18 protein-coding genes are annotated in these 16,369 nt (G+C 41.1%); 10 read left to right on the top strand and 8 right to left on the bottom strand.

Annotated features, from left to right (window positions below; translation table 11 throughout):
• Positions 1–6 precede the first annotated feature (6 nt).
• The 4 genes from CWD77_RS06280 (at position 7) to tkt (ending at position 5,014) form a co-directional block, all read left to right on the top strand.
• Positions 7–717 (top strand): LOG family protein, encoded by a 711-nt coding sequence (locus tag CWD77_RS06280; protein WP_101072467.1) that lies wholly within the window; start codon positions 7–9, stop codon positions 715–717.
• Positions 718–831: 114 nt separating this feature from the next.
• A complete protein-coding gene (locus CWD77_RS06275; protein ID WP_101072465.1) occupies positions 832–1,860 on the top strand; it encodes a tetratricopeptide repeat protein in 1,029 nt (342 codons plus the stop codon).
• Positions 1,861–1,965: 105 nt separating this feature from the next.
• A complete protein-coding gene (locus CWD77_RS06270) occupies positions 1,966–2,871 on the top strand; it encodes a DMT family transporter (RefSeq protein ID WP_165779088.1) in 906 nt (301 codons plus the stop codon).
• Between the two features lie 145 nt (positions 2,872–3,016).
• Complete coding sequence (tkt, locus tag CWD77_RS06265) at positions 3,017–5,014, top strand: transketolase (protein WP_101072461.1); 1,998 nt, start codon at positions 3,017–3,019, stop codon at positions 5,012–5,014.
• A 58-nt stretch (positions 5,015–5,072) separates the two neighbouring features.
• Here the strand turns inward: tkt and CWD77_RS06260 are convergent, their stop codons facing one another.
• The 3 genes from CWD77_RS06260 to CWD77_RS06250 all read right to left on the bottom strand — a co-directional run bounded on the left by CWD77_RS06260 (position 5,073) and on the right by CWD77_RS06250 (position 7,896).
• Entirely contained in the window at positions 5,073–6,233 is a 1,161-nt protein-coding gene (locus CWD77_RS06260; RefSeq protein WP_101072459.1) for a PP2C family protein-serine/threonine phosphatase, read from the bottom strand.
• Between the two features lie 66 nt (positions 6,234–6,299).
• On the bottom strand, positions 6,300–6,728 hold the full coding sequence (locus CWD77_RS06255; protein ID WP_165779087.1) for a PaaI family thioesterase: 429 nt from the start codon (positions 6,726–6,728) through the stop codon (positions 6,300–6,302).
• Entirely contained in the window at positions 6,715–7,896 is a 1,182-nt protein-coding gene (locus tag CWD77_RS06250; protein ID WP_101072455.1) for a 3-hydroxyacyl-CoA dehydrogenase NAD-binding domain-containing protein, read from the bottom strand. The genes CWD77_RS06255 and CWD77_RS06250 overlap by 14 nt, the downstream gene beginning before the upstream one ends.
• 129 nt (positions 7,897–8,025) lie before the next feature.
• Here CWD77_RS06250 and CWD77_RS06245 point away from each other — a divergent pair, with 129 nt between their 5' ends.
• The gene (locus tag CWD77_RS06245; protein ID WP_101072452.1) at positions 8,026–8,262 is read left to right on the top strand and encodes a FitA-like ribbon-helix-helix domain-containing protein; all 237 of its coding nucleotides are present in this window, start codon (positions 8,026–8,028) and stop codon (positions 8,260–8,262) included.
• Entirely contained in the window at positions 8,259–8,675 is a 417-nt protein-coding gene (locus tag CWD77_RS06240; RefSeq protein WP_101072450.1) for a type II toxin-antitoxin system VapC family toxin, read from the top strand. The genes CWD77_RS06245 and CWD77_RS06240 overlap by 4 nt, the downstream gene beginning before the upstream one ends.
• Positions 8,676–8,705: 30 nt before the next feature.
• On the opposite strand, the gene CWD77_RS06235 is transcribed toward CWD77_RS06240, so the two are convergent.
• Complete coding sequence (locus CWD77_RS06235; protein ID WP_101072448.1) at positions 8,706–9,488, bottom strand: enoyl-CoA hydratase-related protein; 783 nt, start codon at positions 9,486–9,488, stop codon at positions 8,706–8,708.
• 45 nt (positions 9,489–9,533) lie between these two features.
• On the bottom strand, positions 9,534–10,043 hold the full coding sequence (gene paaD / locus CWD77_RS06230) for a 1,2-phenylacetyl-CoA epoxidase subunit PaaD (protein WP_206017954.1): 510 nt from the start codon (positions 10,041–10,043) through the stop codon (positions 9,534–9,536).
• Positions 10,044–10,161: 118 nt separating this feature from the next.
• On the opposite strand from paaD, the gene CWD77_RS06225 reads away from it, so the two are divergent.
• Complete coding sequence (locus CWD77_RS06225) at positions 10,162–10,500, top strand: four helix bundle protein (protein WP_101072446.1); 339 nt, start codon at positions 10,162–10,164, stop codon at positions 10,498–10,500.
• Positions 10,501–10,558: 58 nt separating this feature from the next.
• Here CWD77_RS06225 and paaC read toward each other — a convergent pair whose 3' ends face one another.
• The 3 genes from paaC to paaA all read right to left on the bottom strand — a co-directional run bounded on the left by paaC (position 10,559) and on the right by paaA (position 12,849).
• Positions 10,559–11,347: a 1,2-phenylacetyl-CoA epoxidase subunit PaaC gene (paaC, locus tag CWD77_RS06220; RefSeq protein WP_101072444.1), complete on the bottom strand. Its 789-nt coding sequence runs from the start codon at positions 11,345–11,347 to the stop codon at positions 10,559–10,561.
• Between the two features lie 138 nt (positions 11,348–11,485).
• On the bottom strand, positions 11,486–11,791 hold the full coding sequence (gene paaB / locus CWD77_RS06215) for a 1,2-phenylacetyl-CoA epoxidase subunit PaaB (protein ID WP_101072442.1): 306 nt from the start codon (positions 11,789–11,791) through the stop codon (positions 11,486–11,488).
• A gap of 113 nt (positions 11,792–11,904) precedes the next feature.
• The gene (paaA, locus tag CWD77_RS06210) at positions 11,905–12,849 is read right to left on the bottom strand and encodes a 1,2-phenylacetyl-CoA epoxidase subunit PaaA (RefSeq protein WP_101072440.1); all 945 of its coding nucleotides are present in this window, start codon (positions 12,847–12,849) and stop codon (positions 11,905–11,907) included.
• A 312-nt stretch (positions 12,850–13,161) separates the two neighbouring features.
• Here paaA and CWD77_RS06205 point away from each other — a divergent pair, with 312 nt between their 5' ends.
• The 3 genes from CWD77_RS06205 to CWD77_RS06190 all read left to right on the top strand — a co-directional run bounded on the left by CWD77_RS06205 (position 13,162) and on the right by CWD77_RS06190 (position 16,272).
• On the top strand, positions 13,162–13,467 hold the full coding sequence (locus tag CWD77_RS06205; RefSeq protein WP_101072438.1) for a hypothetical protein: 306 nt from the start codon (positions 13,162–13,164) through the stop codon (positions 13,465–13,467).
• A gap of 198 nt (positions 13,468–13,665) precedes the next feature.
• On the top strand, positions 13,666–14,406 hold the full coding sequence (locus tag CWD77_RS06200; protein ID WP_101072432.1) for a carbonic anhydrase family protein: 741 nt from the start codon (positions 13,666–13,668) through the stop codon (positions 14,404–14,406).
• Positions 14,407–14,616: 210 nt separating this feature from the next.
• Positions 14,617–16,272 carry a dipeptidyl-peptidase 3 family protein gene (locus tag CWD77_RS06190; protein ID WP_206017953.1) on the top strand — a complete coding sequence of 552 codons (1,656 nt, stop codon included), beginning with the start codon at positions 14,617–14,619 and terminating at the stop codon, positions 16,270–16,272.
• Positions 16,273–16,369: the final 97 nt, after the last annotated feature.

Genomic DNA, 16,369 nt, shown 5'->3' with positions numbered 1-16,369 from the left:
AAGACAATGGAAGCATCAAAATTTTTTAAATTTACTCAACAGAAAGAACATTTTGAGGGTGACAGTAATAAGGACCTCTGGAGCATCTTTAAAATTATGGGAGAGTTTGTTGATGGATATGATAAGCTCTTCAGAGTAGGGCCTTGTATATCTGTTTACGGATCTGCACGATTAAAGCCCGGAAGTAAATATTATGAAATGGCGATTAAAACCGCTGAATTAATTACCGAAAGTGGGTTTGGTATCATTACCGGTGGCGGACCCGGAATAATGGAAGCGGCTAATCGAGGAGCACATAATAAAAATGGAAAGTCAGTCGGACTCGGCATTGAATTACCTTTTGAACAAGGTGTAAATGATTTTGTGCACTCTAAATATGAGATCAATTTTAAGTATTTCTTTGTAAGGAAAGTGATGTTTGTGAAATATGCACAGGCATTTATCGTTTTTCCCGGTGGCTTTGGAACATTGGATGAGCTATTTGAAACTCTGACTCTTATTCAAACAGAAAAAATTAAAAAGATCCCGATTGTGTTGGTGGGAACTGAGTACTGGGGTGGGTTGGTTGACTGGATTAAAAATCACCTTATACTTGATGGCTTAATCAACGAAGAAGATTTGGACCTTTTTTATTTAACGGATGACTATGAAGACGCGGTAAAACACGTGTGCGATTTCTATAAAAAAGAGAAGCCGGAACCTAATTTTACTTACTAAGAAACTTTTTTTTATGAAAGATGTTTAAAATACTAAGCTTTAGTAATTTTGTTTACAAAATTTCATTAAGTTAAGCCCGTTTAATCGGACAGAATCATAATCAATCAGAAATCCATGAAATCATTGAAATCCATAGTACTACTGTTTGCTGCATTTTCATTGACGCTGTTTGCAGTTGAACAATCACATGCTCAAGACGCCCGAAATGAGGCCATTGATCTATATAATCAAGCACAGGAGTTAGCCGGATCAGGTGACTTTGACAATTCTATCGATCTGTATAGAGATGCCCTTGAAATCGCTCAGGAGAATGATTTAAATGATATCACCGAATTGATTGTGGAAAGAATTCCACGGGTTGCTTCAAGCAGAGCATCAAATGCATATCGAGGATATCAGAACGAACGAAGTTTAGAATCTGCAAATAATGCTTTAGAGGCATTTCAGGAAGCGAAAGAGATCGCTGAAGAGTTCGGAAATGATCAGGTGAAGCAGCAAGCAACCGCCGCTATACCTCAATTGTATTACATAAGATCCGTACTGGAATTCCGTGCTGAAAATTATGATGCTGCTCTTGCAGATCTCGACACAGCCATTGAATTGAATGAAAATTATGCTACGGCATATTATCAAAAAGCTATAGTGATCAAAGAGCAGAGTCCGGACGATGTTGATACCTGGTTGGAATGGTTCGATACAGCCATTGAAGTTGGTGAACGCGCCAATGATAACAGAACTGTTGAAAATGCCAGAGAAGGTGCTGCTGAAGAACTTATTTACAGAGCTGTAAATTTGTTTGAAGACGAGCAGTACAACCGAGCGTTGGAGTTACTTGAAAGAGTAGAACAATACGATTCTCAGTCAGCTGATGCTCAGTACAGAATGGCAGCTATCCATAATGAAAGAGGCCGATGGGATCAGGCTCTACAGCACGCAACCAGAGCTTTGGAGTATGAATCAGGTGGTGTAAATGATCAGGCAAAAATCTACTTTGAAATGGGTATGGCATACAAAGGTCAAGGTGAAAAGGATAAAGCCTGCGAAGCGTTTGAAAACGCCCGTTACGGCGACTTTACTGAACCGGCCAATCACGAACTTCAGTTTGAATTGAAGTGCGAAGGTCATACACCAACCGGTCGATAATTTAAGCTTCTATATCGCTAAATTTAAAAAAGCCCTCAGTGATGAGGGCTTTTTTTGTATCATTATGATTCCAGTAGAATTACAATATTTGAATCAGGTTCTGCATTGAGTCAGTATTTTAAAAACATTCTGCCTTATCTCTTTGTCGCAGTTGCTGCGGCTTTGTGGGGGTGCGTAGGTTTCTTTGTTGAATATCTGGATCAGCACTCATTCAACACAAATGAAATTGTCGCATTTCGATTTGTCAGCGCTACAATATTGCTCTATCTATTCCTTGTTTTCAGTAAGCCTGAACGATTAAGAATTAAGTGGAAAGATCTCCACTATTTTATTGGAACAGGGTTATTGAGTATCAGCTTTTTTAATTGGAGCTACTTTACGGCTATAAGGGAAACGTCACTTTCAGTAGCGGTGGTACTTTTATATACAGGTCCGGCTTTCGTTGTCGTATTATCCAGAATTTTTTTTAAAGAGAGAGTAACACTGCAAAAGTTACTGGCACTCATTTTCACGTTTCTGGGAATTATTCTCGTGGCGGAGGTAATAACCGGCGGTGGAGAGTTTTCAACATATGGAATAATTATAGGTGTAGGAGCCGGTTTCGGTTATGCTTTATATAGTATTTTTAGCAAGCTGGCTTTGAAGGTTTATTCTCCCTTAACCATAATTTTTTACACATTTTTGATAGCTTCAATTTTTTGGATTCCCGTAAGCGGAATATATACCATCGACTCAATGGCGAGATTAACCAACCTTTCAACATTGTCGTGGATAATAGGTCTTGGATTCTTGCCGACAGTGCTTGCCTATCTGCTTTACACTGAAGGTTTAAAGAAAATTGAACCCGGAAAAGCTTCTATTACTGCAATGACTGAACCGATTGCGGCTACGATGATTGGTTTTTTTATGTTTGGCGATAATCTCAATGGGTTACAAATTACAGGTATCCTTTTTGTAATGACATCGGTTATGCTCATTCATATAAAACGAAAGAAGGGCATAAGAGCCTGACTTTAAGTGCAGTCTGATTTTTACGTAAATAAAAATCCTTAAATAAGATTTAAATTAACAATTTTCTTTCTCCTTCCTCTGAACTTGGGTATCTTTTGACCCTACTCTAAAACTCATTTTAATTTACATTTTACCCGATAAAAACATGTCTGACCAACTTGCTCAGCGTTGCGTAAATACACTCAGAACACTCTCTATTGATGCCGTACAAGCTGCAAATTCAGGCCACCCCGGAATGCCCATGGGTATGGCCGATGCTGCTTATGTATTATGGACAAAATTTCTAAAGCATAACCCAAAAAATCCGAATTGGTCAGATCGGGACAGATTCATTCTTTCCGCGGGTCACGGATCGATGTTGCTTTATTCACTTCTTCATCTAACCGGTTACGACGTATCATTAAAAGAACTGAAAAATTTCAGACAGCTTGGGAGCATAACTCCCGGGCATCCAGAATTTGGAATGACTCCGGGTGTAGAAACAACTACCGGACCCTTGGGACAGGGTTTCGGCACAGGAGTTGGTATGGCAATGGCTGAGGCGTACCTGGCTGAAACCTTCAACAAAGAAGAGCAAAAAATTGTAGATCACTTTACGTATGCAATTGTAAGTGATGGTGACTTAATGGAGGGAATATCTCACGAAGCCGCTTCCCTGGCAGGTCATCTTAAATTGAGAAAGATGATTTACCTTTACGACTCAAATAAAATTTCTATCGACGGTTCAACCGATCTTGCGTTTACGGATGATACGGTAAAAAGATTTGAAGCTTACGGCTGGGATGTGCAGACTATTGATGGTCATGATCGCAACGAAATTGAGCGTGCCATTGAACGGGCGCAGAAAACAGAGACTCCTTCCTTGATTGAATGCAAAACCAGAATTGGTTTTGGAAGTCCAAACAAAGAGGGTACAGCCGATTCGCATGGGGCACCACTTGGCGACGAGGAAGTTCGTCTTACCAAAGAGAAACTTGGTATGGATCCGGATAAAACCTTTCAGATCGACGACGATGTATTGAACCATTTTCGAACGGCTGTTGAAAAGGGAAGTGAGCTGGAAAGTGAGTGGAATAAACTTCTATCAGACTACAAGAAAGTATACCCCGTGGATGGTGCAAGTTTCAATGACCATGTTTCTCGTACACTGCCTGAAAAATGGGAAGAAGTTTTACCGTCTTTTGATACAGATGAAAAGGGGATGGCTAGTCGAAAAGCTTCAGGAGTTGTTATCAATGAAATTGCGGATCATGTGTTGAATATGATTGGTGGTTCAGCGGATTTAACCGGCAGTAATAAAACCGATATGGACGGCAAAGGAATATTTCAGCCGGATAACTATAGCGGAAGAAATATTCACTACGGAGTTCGGGAACATGCTATGGGAGCTGCAATGAATGGAATGGCGCTTCACGGTGGTGTGATTCCATTTGGTGGTACTTTTCTTGTATTTTCAGACTATAATAAACCGGCTATTAGAATTGCAGGATTATCTAAAATTCCTTCCATATTTGTCTTTACACACGATAGTATTGGTTTAGGGGAAGATGGCCCTACTCATCAGCCAATAGAGCATTTGGCAGCCCTTAGAGCGATCCCTAACGTAAATGTGCTTCGCCCTGCTGATGCAAATGAGACATCCTATGCCTGGAAATGTGCGATAGAAAAAAATGACGGTCCGTCGCTATTGGTGTTGACCAGACAAAATTTACCTACCATCGATCGCGGTAAATATACTGCAGCATCAGAATCCGAAAAAGGTGCCTATATTCTTAAAAAAGAGAAAGAGGATCTGCCGGACCTGATTTTAATGGCATCCGGATCTGAAGTCCAATTGGTGCTCGAAGCTGCTGAAAAACTGATAGCAGGAGGAGAGTCAGTACGAGTCGTAAGCATGCCGTGTTGGGAACTGTTTGAAGAACAACCGAAATCTTATCGGGATGAGGTATTGCCGCCGGCAGTCATTAAGCGGATTTCTGTTGAAGCTGCTTCAACATTTGGCTGGCATAAATGGGTTGGAACAGAAGGTATTGCCATGGGGATTGATCGATATGGTGAATCTGCTCCATATGAAGAAGTTTATGAACATCTCGGATTGACGGTTGAAAAGATCGTAGAAAATGCGAAAACTCTTCTAAAATAAATTCAAATAAGATTAGATAATCGCCAAGCCTGTTGGATTTAATTCCGACAGGCTTTTTTTATTTATCGATCTGTTTTGGCGGGTCGTTCTTATGAACGGTAGTAAACGTAATATCATCCATGGGTTTCTCATCACCTGCAAAGAGCTCTATGGAAGATTGAATTTTCTGAGTTATCGACTTTGCATGAAGTGATCCATAGATTGACATCAAGCCATCGAGTCGCTCTTCTCCATACTCTTCATTGTGCCTATTTCGAGCTTCTACCAAACCATCTGTGTAGAATAAAATACTGTCACCGGCTTCAAACTGGAATTTTTTCTCTTCAAGATTTTTTCTAAGCATTCGGGTTGATGTCATACCCAAGGCAAAGCCCTCTGTTTTTAAACTGAAGGTACTGTCCAGCTTTTTATTGAAAATGATGGGCGTATTGTGCCCGGCCCGTGCAAAAATGAAATGGTCTTCTCCGTTTGGAAAAAAAGCAGCGCAGGCTGTTACAAAAGTTTTGTCCATCTTGTTCGACTTTACGTACTCGTTGAGCTCAAGGAAGAGCTCTTTTGGACCGGGATTCAATTTCTTAATCAATAAGTGAACCAGGGCTTGCATGCGCACCATATAGAGTGCCGCACTTATTCCTTTTCCGGATACATCGGCTATGATTACATAAGTTCCTTTCTCTGTCTTGATGATATCTACGTAATCCCCACCAACTTCACTTGCAGTTGCTGCAAATGAGTAAGCTTCGTGCTGTTGCCACTCTGTAGCCGAGGGTGGAAGCAAACTCAGTTGAATGTCGCGTGCAAAGTCCAACTCCTTTTGCACATCAGACTTTTCTAAAAGCTCAATCAGTAAAATTGCCAGCATTCCAAGAAATGCAACAGGCAGAAGTAAAGGCTGAATCGGGTATATCGTTAAACCGATAAATGATAAAATAAAGTGGAGGAAAAAACTTACTACTGAGATCCCAAACACTAATCTGCGAACCGGGTTGAGTCTTTTGGTAAGCGCAGACAACAAGCTTAAAAACTTCTGAGTAATAGGTATTTTTTGAGGGGCAGAGTTTGGATTGGTCTCCTTTAAGGCGTCAAAATACAGCTTTTTTAAACGTTCGGAGTCCGATTGAAACTCTTTGCCAAGCTGGCGGGAGTTCATACCGCTTACATACTCCTTATAGAATGTTTTGGTGTCGTATTTTGACTTTGTCTCGTTTTTTAATCCCATCAAATAAAGAGTTATGTCCGGTTGGCTATACTTTACGGATATTTGGCATTAAAGTTATTACTATTTCTATACAGGAAATTCTTCAGATGTTCGATAGACAGTTGCCTTCATCAATGCGACAAGGTTTTCATTTTGATCAAGAACTTTAACTTCAAACAACCCGGTTTTGTGTGTCAGGTTTAGGCAGCGTGATTCTGCAGTGATCTGGTCGCCTGAAACAGTTTTTTGAGTGAATGAGATAGAGTTTTCAATCGCAAGAGCGACCCTGCCATGAGTGGCTGCGGAGAAAGCTAATGCACTGTCGGCCAATGAGAATACAATGCCACCGTGTGTTACGGAGAATCCGTTTAACATCTTATTTTTGATGGGGCAGGTGATTTTGCAATATCCTTCATCTACGCTCTGGACTTTGACACCCATCCAGCGGCTGAACTCATCGTTTTTCATCATATGGGCTACAATTTTTTCCGCCCGCTTCTGATCAAATGTCTCCATAGAAAGTCTCTTCATTCTTGTATTTTCGCTTCAAAAGTGGATTGGGGCGATACCTGTCCTCACGATATTCAACCTGAAGCGCGTTCATCCAGTGATATACTGTTTCAATACCAATCTCATCGGCCCATTTAAGTAATCCCTTTGGATAGTTAACTCCATTGGTCATTGCCAGATCCACATCCTCAGCGGATGCCACATTCATAAATACGGCATCGGCTGCTTCGTTGATCAGCATGGCCAGAATTCGGTTCAGGATATTTTCCCCAAGCTCCTTGTCTTTGTTCGGTTCTACTTTTTCTGCACCTTCACGATAGTCGTAAAAGCCGATTCCCGATTTTCGGCCCAATCGACCTGCTTCCACCAACCGTTTCTGAGCAAACGACGGTTTGAATCGTGGATCGTAGTAAAACTCTTTAAAAACAGATTCAGTAACTTTGTAATTGACGTCGTGGCCGATCAGATCCATCAACTCAAAAGGTCCCATTTTAAATCCGCCAAGCTCTTTCATGGCCCAGTCGATGGTGGCGTGGTCGGCAACTCCTTCTTCATAAATTCGCAACGCTTCACCATAAAAAGGACGGGCAACACGGTTTACGATAAAGCCGGGTGTATCCTTGGCCTGAACCGTTGTTTTGCCCCACGCATCGATTAATGAACGAGCTTTTTTTACAGTACCTGATGAGGTGGATATACCGGGAATAATTTCAACCAGTTTCATCAACGGTGCCGGATTGAAAAAGTGAATGCCCAAAAAGCGCTCCGGATGTTCCAATGCAGATGAAATAGAGGCGATGGAAAGGGAAGAGGTGTTGGTAGCGATAATTGCTTTTTGATCCACTAATGCTTCAATCTTCTGAAACGTGCTTTGCTTTACATCAAGATTTTCGACAATGGCCTCAATTACGAAGTGCGAGCCTTCAACTGAATTGAGATGATTAGTAAATGTAATTCTGTTTAGAATTCCATCCACTTCATCTTGTGTCATGCGCTCCTTTTCAACCTGTCGCTGCAGAATTTTTACCAACCCCTTTTCTGAATCTTTAGTCTGGTCTTCGCTGATATCAAAAAGTTGAACCCTGTGACCGAAGGTCGATGCAATTTGCGCAATTCCGGTTCCCATCGTTCCGGCTCCAATTACAGCTACTGTAGAATTTTTGTCTAAACTCATGAAATGATTTTATCTGTTTGCAATACTCTGAATTTTGATTCAAAAATAAGCAATCAACCATCAAAACCAAGCGTTGTAGATTCAAAGGAAATGTGATATCATAATGATATCAACTAAACCGGAGGAAATATGCCAGATGTACTGATCAGAAATATTGACGAAAAAACACTCGAAAGCTTGAAAAAGAGAGCTGCAGAAAATAAAAGGTCACTTCAGGCAGAGTTGAAGATGATTTTGGAAGCATATGGAAAGGCTGATATTAAAGAAACCCGAAGCAGGGTAAGGGAGGTTTTGGAAGAATATCGCGCGGAGGGGAGGCAGTTCTCTGATAGCGTGGATGAAATTCGTGAGCTACGAAACCGATGAAAACCATTGTGCTGGACGCTTCAATTGCAGCAAAATGGATTTTTCTTGAACCCGGATCTGAACAAGCTGAGAAGGTATTGGCCAAACAGGATCTCTTTGCAGTTCCGGATCTGTTCTATCTGGAAATGGATGCTGTAATCGGGAAGAAATTCAGAAAGAAAGAATTAAGCAACGATGAGGTACATCAAAAGAGAGAATTAGTCAGAGACATTTCTGTAGAAGTGGTATATCATCACATTTTATTAGACCTGGCTTTCGATATTTCAATCTCACTACCAGTTACAATTTATGATGCATTATACATTGCCTTAGCGGTTGAAAAACAGTCTGAAATGTGGACTGCAGATGATCGCTTGGTCAGGGGCTTGAATACAACAATATTCTCAGATTATGTAAAAAATCCACTGAAATAAATTGATGCAAAAATCGAATAGTTCAGGATTTTACTCCCCTTTATACTCTGGCTTTCTCTTCTCCAAAAAAGCCTCAACACCCTCTTTATAGTCATCCGTATTTCCGGCTTCGGTTTGAAGGTTGGCTTCCAGCTCCAGTTGTTGATCAAGATTATTGCTGAATGTTTCATTCATTGCTCGCTTGTAGATGCCAAATCCTTTGGTGGGCATATTAGCCAGTTTTTGAGCGATTGAGTTGATTTCATCCTCGAGATTCTCATTCCCTACAGCCTTGTAGATCAATCCCAAATTAACGGCTTGATCGGCGGAAATTTTTTCATCCAAAAGATACATGAAGTTGGTTCGTGCAAGGCCAACCAATCGAGGTAGAAACCAGGTGCCGCCGCTGTCGGGGATCAATCCAATTTTGCTGAATGCCTGCACAAACTGTGTACTTTTCGCCGCAACGACGATATCACACGCAAACGCGATATTGGCGCCTGCTCCTGCTGCCATTCCCTGAACTGCACAAACTACAGGTTTTTCCAGCTTTCGTATAGCCCGGATGATCGGGTTGTATGTCGTTCGAACCGTATCGGCGAGTTCATAACTTGAATCTTTGGCTCTCTCAACCACTTCCGGAAGGTCTTGTCCTGCACAGAACGCCTTTCCATTCGCCTTTAAGATTACACATCGGACGGCATCATCTTTAGCTTTCTGTAACGCTTCTTGAAGCTCCAGCGCCATCGGTTCGGTGAAGCTGTTATACTTCTCTGGACGGTTCAGGGTGAGGGTTAAAATATTATGATCAAGTGATGATATAATGAAAGACATGTAGAACGGTGAAATTTAAAAAGTAAGAGATTGAATCTTTTTTAATCAGATACATTTAAAGTGTTCAAACGGCTGATGGCACTCATTGCAGTAGTATTGCGATTTGCATGCTGTGGAACCAAACTCACTTTGAAGTTTTGTATCCATTGAATCGCAATAGGGGCAAGGTACTATTTTTTGTGAACCCTTTAATGATGTGAGAAAGTCGGAGTCATCACCGGTTTTTTCAGGCGGAGCAATACCGTACTCTTTCAGCTTCTTTTTGGCGTGATCGGTCATCCAATCGGTGGTCCAGCTCTCCTTGAAATCTGTAACTACTTTAAACGACTCTAACCCTTTTTCGGTTAATTTTTCATGAATGGCGACCTCAATAGCGTTCATTGCCGGACATCCGGAGTATGTGGGGGTAATTTTCACAACGACCTGATCACTCTCAATCTCAACATCCCGAACAATTCCCATTTCGACAACATTTAACACAGGTATTTCCGGATCGATCACCTCCTCGAGGTACGACCAGATATTTTGTTTCGATATGGTTTGATCTGTTTTCAATGTCTTTGTATTGAGTATTAAGTATTGGGTATTAGGTAGTGACTAAAGATAGAAATTTTGTAAGGGTTTTCTCGATTTAGGTTCCTATAGGTGTAACCTTAATTAATGTGAGATAAATATGCATAATTTTAAAGAGCTTCACGTTTGGCAAAGATCAGTTGAATTGGCAACTGAAATTTATCAGCTAACTAAGACCTACCCTAAAAATGAGATGTATGGCCTTATATCTCAGATTCGCAGATGTTCAGTTTCAGTAAGTTCAAATATTGCTGAAGGTGCCGGCAGGTCTGGTAAAAAAGAATTCAGACATTTTTTGAATATTGCTTACGGATCTTCTTTTGAATTGGAAACTCAGCTTTTCATCTCAAACAATCTGGGCTATCTAGATCAAGCAAAGTTTGAATTTCTCAATGAAAAAATTGTAGAACTTCAAAAGATGCTCTACAAACTCATATAAAGTATCAAGTAAAAATGTGAAACCCGATACTTAATACCCAGTACTCACTACTCAGTAATTACTTCCAGTCCGCATCCGGATAGGATCGTCGCAAAAACTGCATTTCGGCTAAAAGTCGACCCAAATGCTCGGTATGGCGTCCCTGTCGCGAGCCTGAGAACATATACTGTTCCATATCCGGCACATTCAAAGTGGCTTCTTCTAATGTATCAACGACAAGCTTCTCCCATTCTTCTCTAAAATCTGACGTATCGACAAAAAGATTGTTTTGAATGGCAACCTGATCAGCTTCATCCAGGTCAAACATTTCACCTGAGTACATCCAGATCTCATCAAAGGCTTCCTGAATTTTTTGATGACTCTCCTCCGTACCGTCGCCCAACCTCAGAACCCATTCACGGCTGTGGCGCAGATGGTACTTTATTTCCTTGAAGTGTTTTTGCAGCATTCCATTGAACTGTTCATCTTCAACGATATCAATGAGTTTTTGATAGAGAAAGTAACTGAAAGTGCTAAAAAGGAAAATTCGTGCAATGGTAAAAGCAAAATCTCCTCGGGGCAGTTCACATAATGCAATATTTTTAAAGTCGATATCGTCTCGGAAATAAGCGTAGTAATCCTCATCCGCTTTTCCTTCCAACTCAGCGGCGTAGGTGTAGAGTGCCGAAGCGTGGCCAATCATATCGAGGGCTATGTTTGCCAGAGCGAGATCTTCTTCCAATTCCGGACCGTGACCGGCCCATTCAGAGATTCGGTGACCTAAAATTAAACGGTCATCAGCCAGCCGAAGCAGAGTTTCAACCAAAGCTTCCTGTTGTGTTTTCGGTATTGTGTCGAATGTACTCATATTTTTCAGGTATCAGGTATCAGGTATCAGGTATCAGGTATCAGGTATCAGGTATCAAGACAAATAGTAAGTAAAGAGTAAAATGCCATGGTTGAAAGAAGACTTTTTACTTGATACTCAATACCTAATACTCATTATCTATTTTCGTTTTTTAACGGCTCGTGGTACACTATAGAATTGAGGGTGGCGATAGGGTTTGTCGTTTGCGGGATCAAAAAATGGTCCTACATCTTCCGGTGTGGATGCCACTATCTGATCGGATGGAACTACCCAAAAAGCAATTCCCTCACTTCGCCGGGCATAGGTATCGCGGGCATTTTGAAGTGCCATCTCGGCATCGGCTGCATGAACGCTACCTGCGTGCTCAAAAGGTTTACCGTCTTTCGGCTGATAAAAGACTTCCCACAATGGCCATTCCGTGTTTTCTGTAGAATTTTCTGTCATGATTTGAATAGTCTATGTTTTGAATTCGGAATAAAGGAGTCAATGACCAGAATTCGGCAAAAAATCTGTTTCCTGATCATTAAAATCTGAATTCTGACTTTTTGTTAATTTAATTACGACGCTTTTTCGTCCTGTAGTCGTTTCTTTCGGGCGTACTCTTTAGCTGCTTCACGCACCCACTCTCCCTCTTCATAAGCTTTGCGCCGTGCTTTAATACGTTCACGGTTCATAGGCCCGTCACCTTTTACAACACTCCAGAATTCATCCCATGGAATATCGCCAAACTCCCAGTGACCGGTTTCTTCATTATAGGTCAGATCCGGATCGGGAAGTTCAATTCCAATTGCTTCGGCCTCCATCACCATGCGGTCTACAAAGTGTTGTCTGAGTTCATCATTGGTTTTGGTTTTCACACCCCACTTGATGAGTTCTGCACTATTTGGGGAATCGGTATCGTGCGGGCCAAACATCATCAGAGTAGCCCACCACCAGCGGTTTACGGCGTCCTGCGCCATTTTTTTCTGTTCAGCAGTACCATCAGCCATTTTGGCCAACATTTCGTACCCTTGTTTTTTATGGAAACTCTCTTCTTTACAAATCCTGATATTAGCTCTTGAATAGGGACCATAAGAAGATTTAGCCAGCATCGTTTGATTGACAATCGCCGCACCGTCTACCAACCAGCCTATAACACAGATATCTGCATAAGTGAGCGTCGGATAGTTGAAAATGCTCGAATATTTTGCATTTCCATAAAGGTAGTCTTCAATCAGTTCCTGGCGCTTAACTCCCAACGTTTCTGTTCCGCTATAGAGATAGAGTCCGTGGCCGGCTTCGTCCTGAACTTTGGCAAGTAGAACCAATTTTCGTTTAAGAGACGGTGCACGGGTGATCCAGTTACCTTCGGGGAGCATTCCCACAATTTCGGAGTGCGCATGCTGACTCATAATTCGAGTCAGTTGTTTTCGGTAGCGTTCGGGCATCCAATCTTTTGGTTCGATTTTCTCGCCGTTATCAATTCGCTGCTGAAATTCTTTAAGTTGATCCTGAGTATCCATAAAAGCGCTTTTCTGTTTGGTTTGTACAGATTTACAACACACAATATAACTAATTCATTGCATTGGTCTGAAGAAAATGTTCAGAAAAATGTTCTATTTCAGAAAATGAATTTTCCTAAAAGCTCAAAGATTGTACGCTACCGATGAGTTCTTTTTTATTATCAATAATACTACAGCAAGTATGATTATTTGATTCAAGCTGTGTGCAGCCGGAAAAAGTAATATATTATCGAGCAATTAATTAGGTGATTTGAATTTTTTTAAAGATAATTGGGTTCAACTTTCCAAGCTATAAAAACACTTAGATAAGACTTGAATATTTTTTTTAGAAAATATTATTTAGCTTTTGTATGGGTACTGCCTCTTTTCTTTCTGGCGACTACTGTACAGCACTCTGTGGATATCGAAAATTTTACGCCTGTAGAGCAGACCGGTACAAATAATCCGTTTAATGCATCAGCTGAAGTATCTGAGGAAAACAGTTCAGAGGATGATATTCACTCTTTGATGACCCTGATAACTTTTTTGAATCAATATTCACCTGAACCCGGATATATCATAAAGGGTGAAAGCATAAATACGAAAAACGTACCCTCCCCGCCTCCCGATATTGTTTGACGTTAATTATCGACTGTCTGCAATCTTAGTTATTTCACTTTCCCGTTATATAGAATTAGAAGGCATTTCAAATCAGATTTTTTGCTCAATGTTTGAGTGTGCCTAATCTGAGATGCGCCTGATTTAGTGAAATATAAATGGATACTGACAGTCCACTTCAAATCAAAAAAACAGTCAAACAATTTTTAAACCAAAGCTATGTCTATTAAAAACATTGTATTTTTCATCATTTATATTTCTCTGGCAGTTTTATCTGTAGCATGTACTGCACAAACATCAGAAAACGAAACCAACGGTAACATTGAGCTTTCAAGTGAAGTGATGACCAAAGAATCGCAAGATGCCATCACACCGGAAGAAATTCTTCAGGGCTTGAAGGATGGAAATGAGCGCTATAGAAACAATGATCTTACACCGCGAGACTATCCTGCACAGGTAAGAAATACAGCTGACGGGCAATATCCGGAAGCTGTTGTCATTGCCTGTATAGACAGCCGTGTTCCCGTAGAAAATATCTTTGATAAGGGTGTTGGAGATATTTTTGTTGCCCGGGTTGCCGGTAACTTTGTGAACGAAGACATCCTGGGCAGTACCGAATTTGCAACGGCGGTAGCCGGTTCAAAAGTAGTAGTGGTTATGGGGCATGAGCATTGTGGAGCCGTTAAATCGGCTATTGATGATGTGGAAATGGGCAATATCACCGCGTTACTTTCAAACATTAAACCCGCAGTTGAACGTGCTGAAGAATCATACGAGGGTGATGAGACTTCATCCAATGATGAATTTGTCACAGAAGTTGCGCATACCAATGTGCGTTATACTATCGAGCAAATGAGAGAACGCAGCTCAATCATTTCTGAGCTCGAAAGAAACGGTGAAGTAGTTATTGCCGGAGCGTTTTATGATCTGGATACAGGTGAAGTCATTTTCCTTGACTAATTCACACTACATATTTCGGATCTAAATTTTTAAACCCTCTTCTTAAATCAGGAGAGGGTTTTTTTATGCTTTTTAACTTTGTGTCAAAAACAATTGTAAAAGGGGTATTTAAATAACCATTTTCTTTTACAGCAATAATTTTGAATCGCACATGCCCGCTAAATTTCATAGCTTGATTCAGTTCTACCACTAATGCAAAAAGTAATGAATATGTTACACAACAAAATTTTGAGTACAGCCCTGATAACACTGCTGGCAGTAGGTGCCTTCGTGTCATGTAGTAACACCGCTGAGGAAAATACTGAAGATGCAATGACTATTGAGGACAGATTGGAGCAATACACTCCATTTGAGCTAAATGCGGACATGTCGCAGTTGAGTGAGAATCAAAAGGAGATGATTTCTCTTTTGATAGATGCTGCTGAAGCGATGGAGGAAGTTTTCTGGATGCAGGCTTATGGTGATAAAGATCAGTTAATGAACTCTTTAGAACGTGACGAAGAGAGGCGATTTGCTGAAATTAACTACGGCCCATGGGATCGCTTGAATGGAAATGAGCCATTTGTTGAAGGAGTTGGGGAGAAACCATTAGGAGCGAATTTCTATCCCGCTGATATGAGTAAGGATGAGTTTGAAGCCTGGGATTCGGATTCAAAAGATGATCTCTACACAATCGTGCGTCGGGATGATGACGGAGAGCTTTTAACCATACCTTATCACGAAGCCTATTCTGTACAACACCAATATGCAGCGGATAAACTTCGCGAAGCTGCGGAACTTGCCGAAGAACCCGGTTTAAAAAACTATCTTGAATTAAGAGCTGAAGCACTACTCACGGACGATTATCAGGAGAGCGACATGGCCTGGTTGGACATGAAAGATAATATGATTGAAGTGGTAATCGGGCCAATCGAAACGTACGAAGACCGACTCTATGGGTACAAAGCAGCACACGAAACGTTTGTATTGATTAAAGATATGGAGTGGAGCGAGAGGTTGTCGAAATATGCAGCTTTATTGCCGGATCTGCAGAGAGGTCTGCCTGTGCCGGATGAATATAAAACGGAAGAACCCGGAACTGACTCCGACTTGAATGCCTATGATGCCGTTTACTATGCCGGAGATGCAAACGCCGGTTCCAAAACGATTGCAATTAATCTTCCGAACGATGAAGAAGTTCAGTTGGCAAAAGGAACACGCAGACTCCAGCTAAAAAATTCAATGCAGGCAAAATATGATAAAATCCTGGTAGAAATCGCAGATCTGCTCATTGTGGAAGATCAGCGGCAACATCTTACATTTGATGCATTTTTCAGCAACACCATGTTCCACGAAGTTGCTCACGGACTAGGTATCAAAAATACCATCGACGGAAATGGTACCGTGCGTTCGGCGTTGAAAGAGCACGCATCAGCCCTTGAAGAGGGAAAAGCGGATGTATTAGGCCTTTACATGATTTCGGAGCTTCGTAATGATGGCACGGTAACTGAAGGTCAGATCGAGGATAACTATACAACATTTGTTGCCAGCATTTTTCGGTCTATTCGATTTGGAACGAGCAGTGCCCATGGAATGGCAAACTTAATTCGTTTCAACTATTTCATTGAGAATGGAGCCATTTTGTATGATGAAGATGAGCAAGCCTATCGTGTGGACTTTGAGAGGATTGAAGATGTAACCAATCAGCTTTCGGAACAGATTTTAACATTCCAAGGCGATGGCGATTACGAAGGCGTGGATGCGTTTGTAGAGCAATATGGGCAGGTTGGAGAAGGGCTCAGGAACTCACTCAATCGACTATCTGATGCAGGAATCCCTACAGACATCACGTTTGAACAGGGTAAAGATATTCTTGGTCTGGACTAAGCGGATATTTAAAACTTTTGGAATCTGAAAATATACCAGGGTGGTTACTATTCAATATAATTTTGATGGTAACCACCATTGAAACCCGAGTAGTACG

Origin of the sequence: Rhodohalobacter barkolensis, from assembly GCF_002834295.1 — a bacterium.
Taxonomy (GTDB): Bacteria; Bacteroidota; Rhodothermia; order Balneolales; family Balneolaceae; genus Rhodohalobacter; species Rhodohalobacter barkolensis.
The sequence above is the reverse complement of the archived record's forward strand: the minus strand, read 5'-3'. Positions and strand labels throughout refer to the sequence as shown.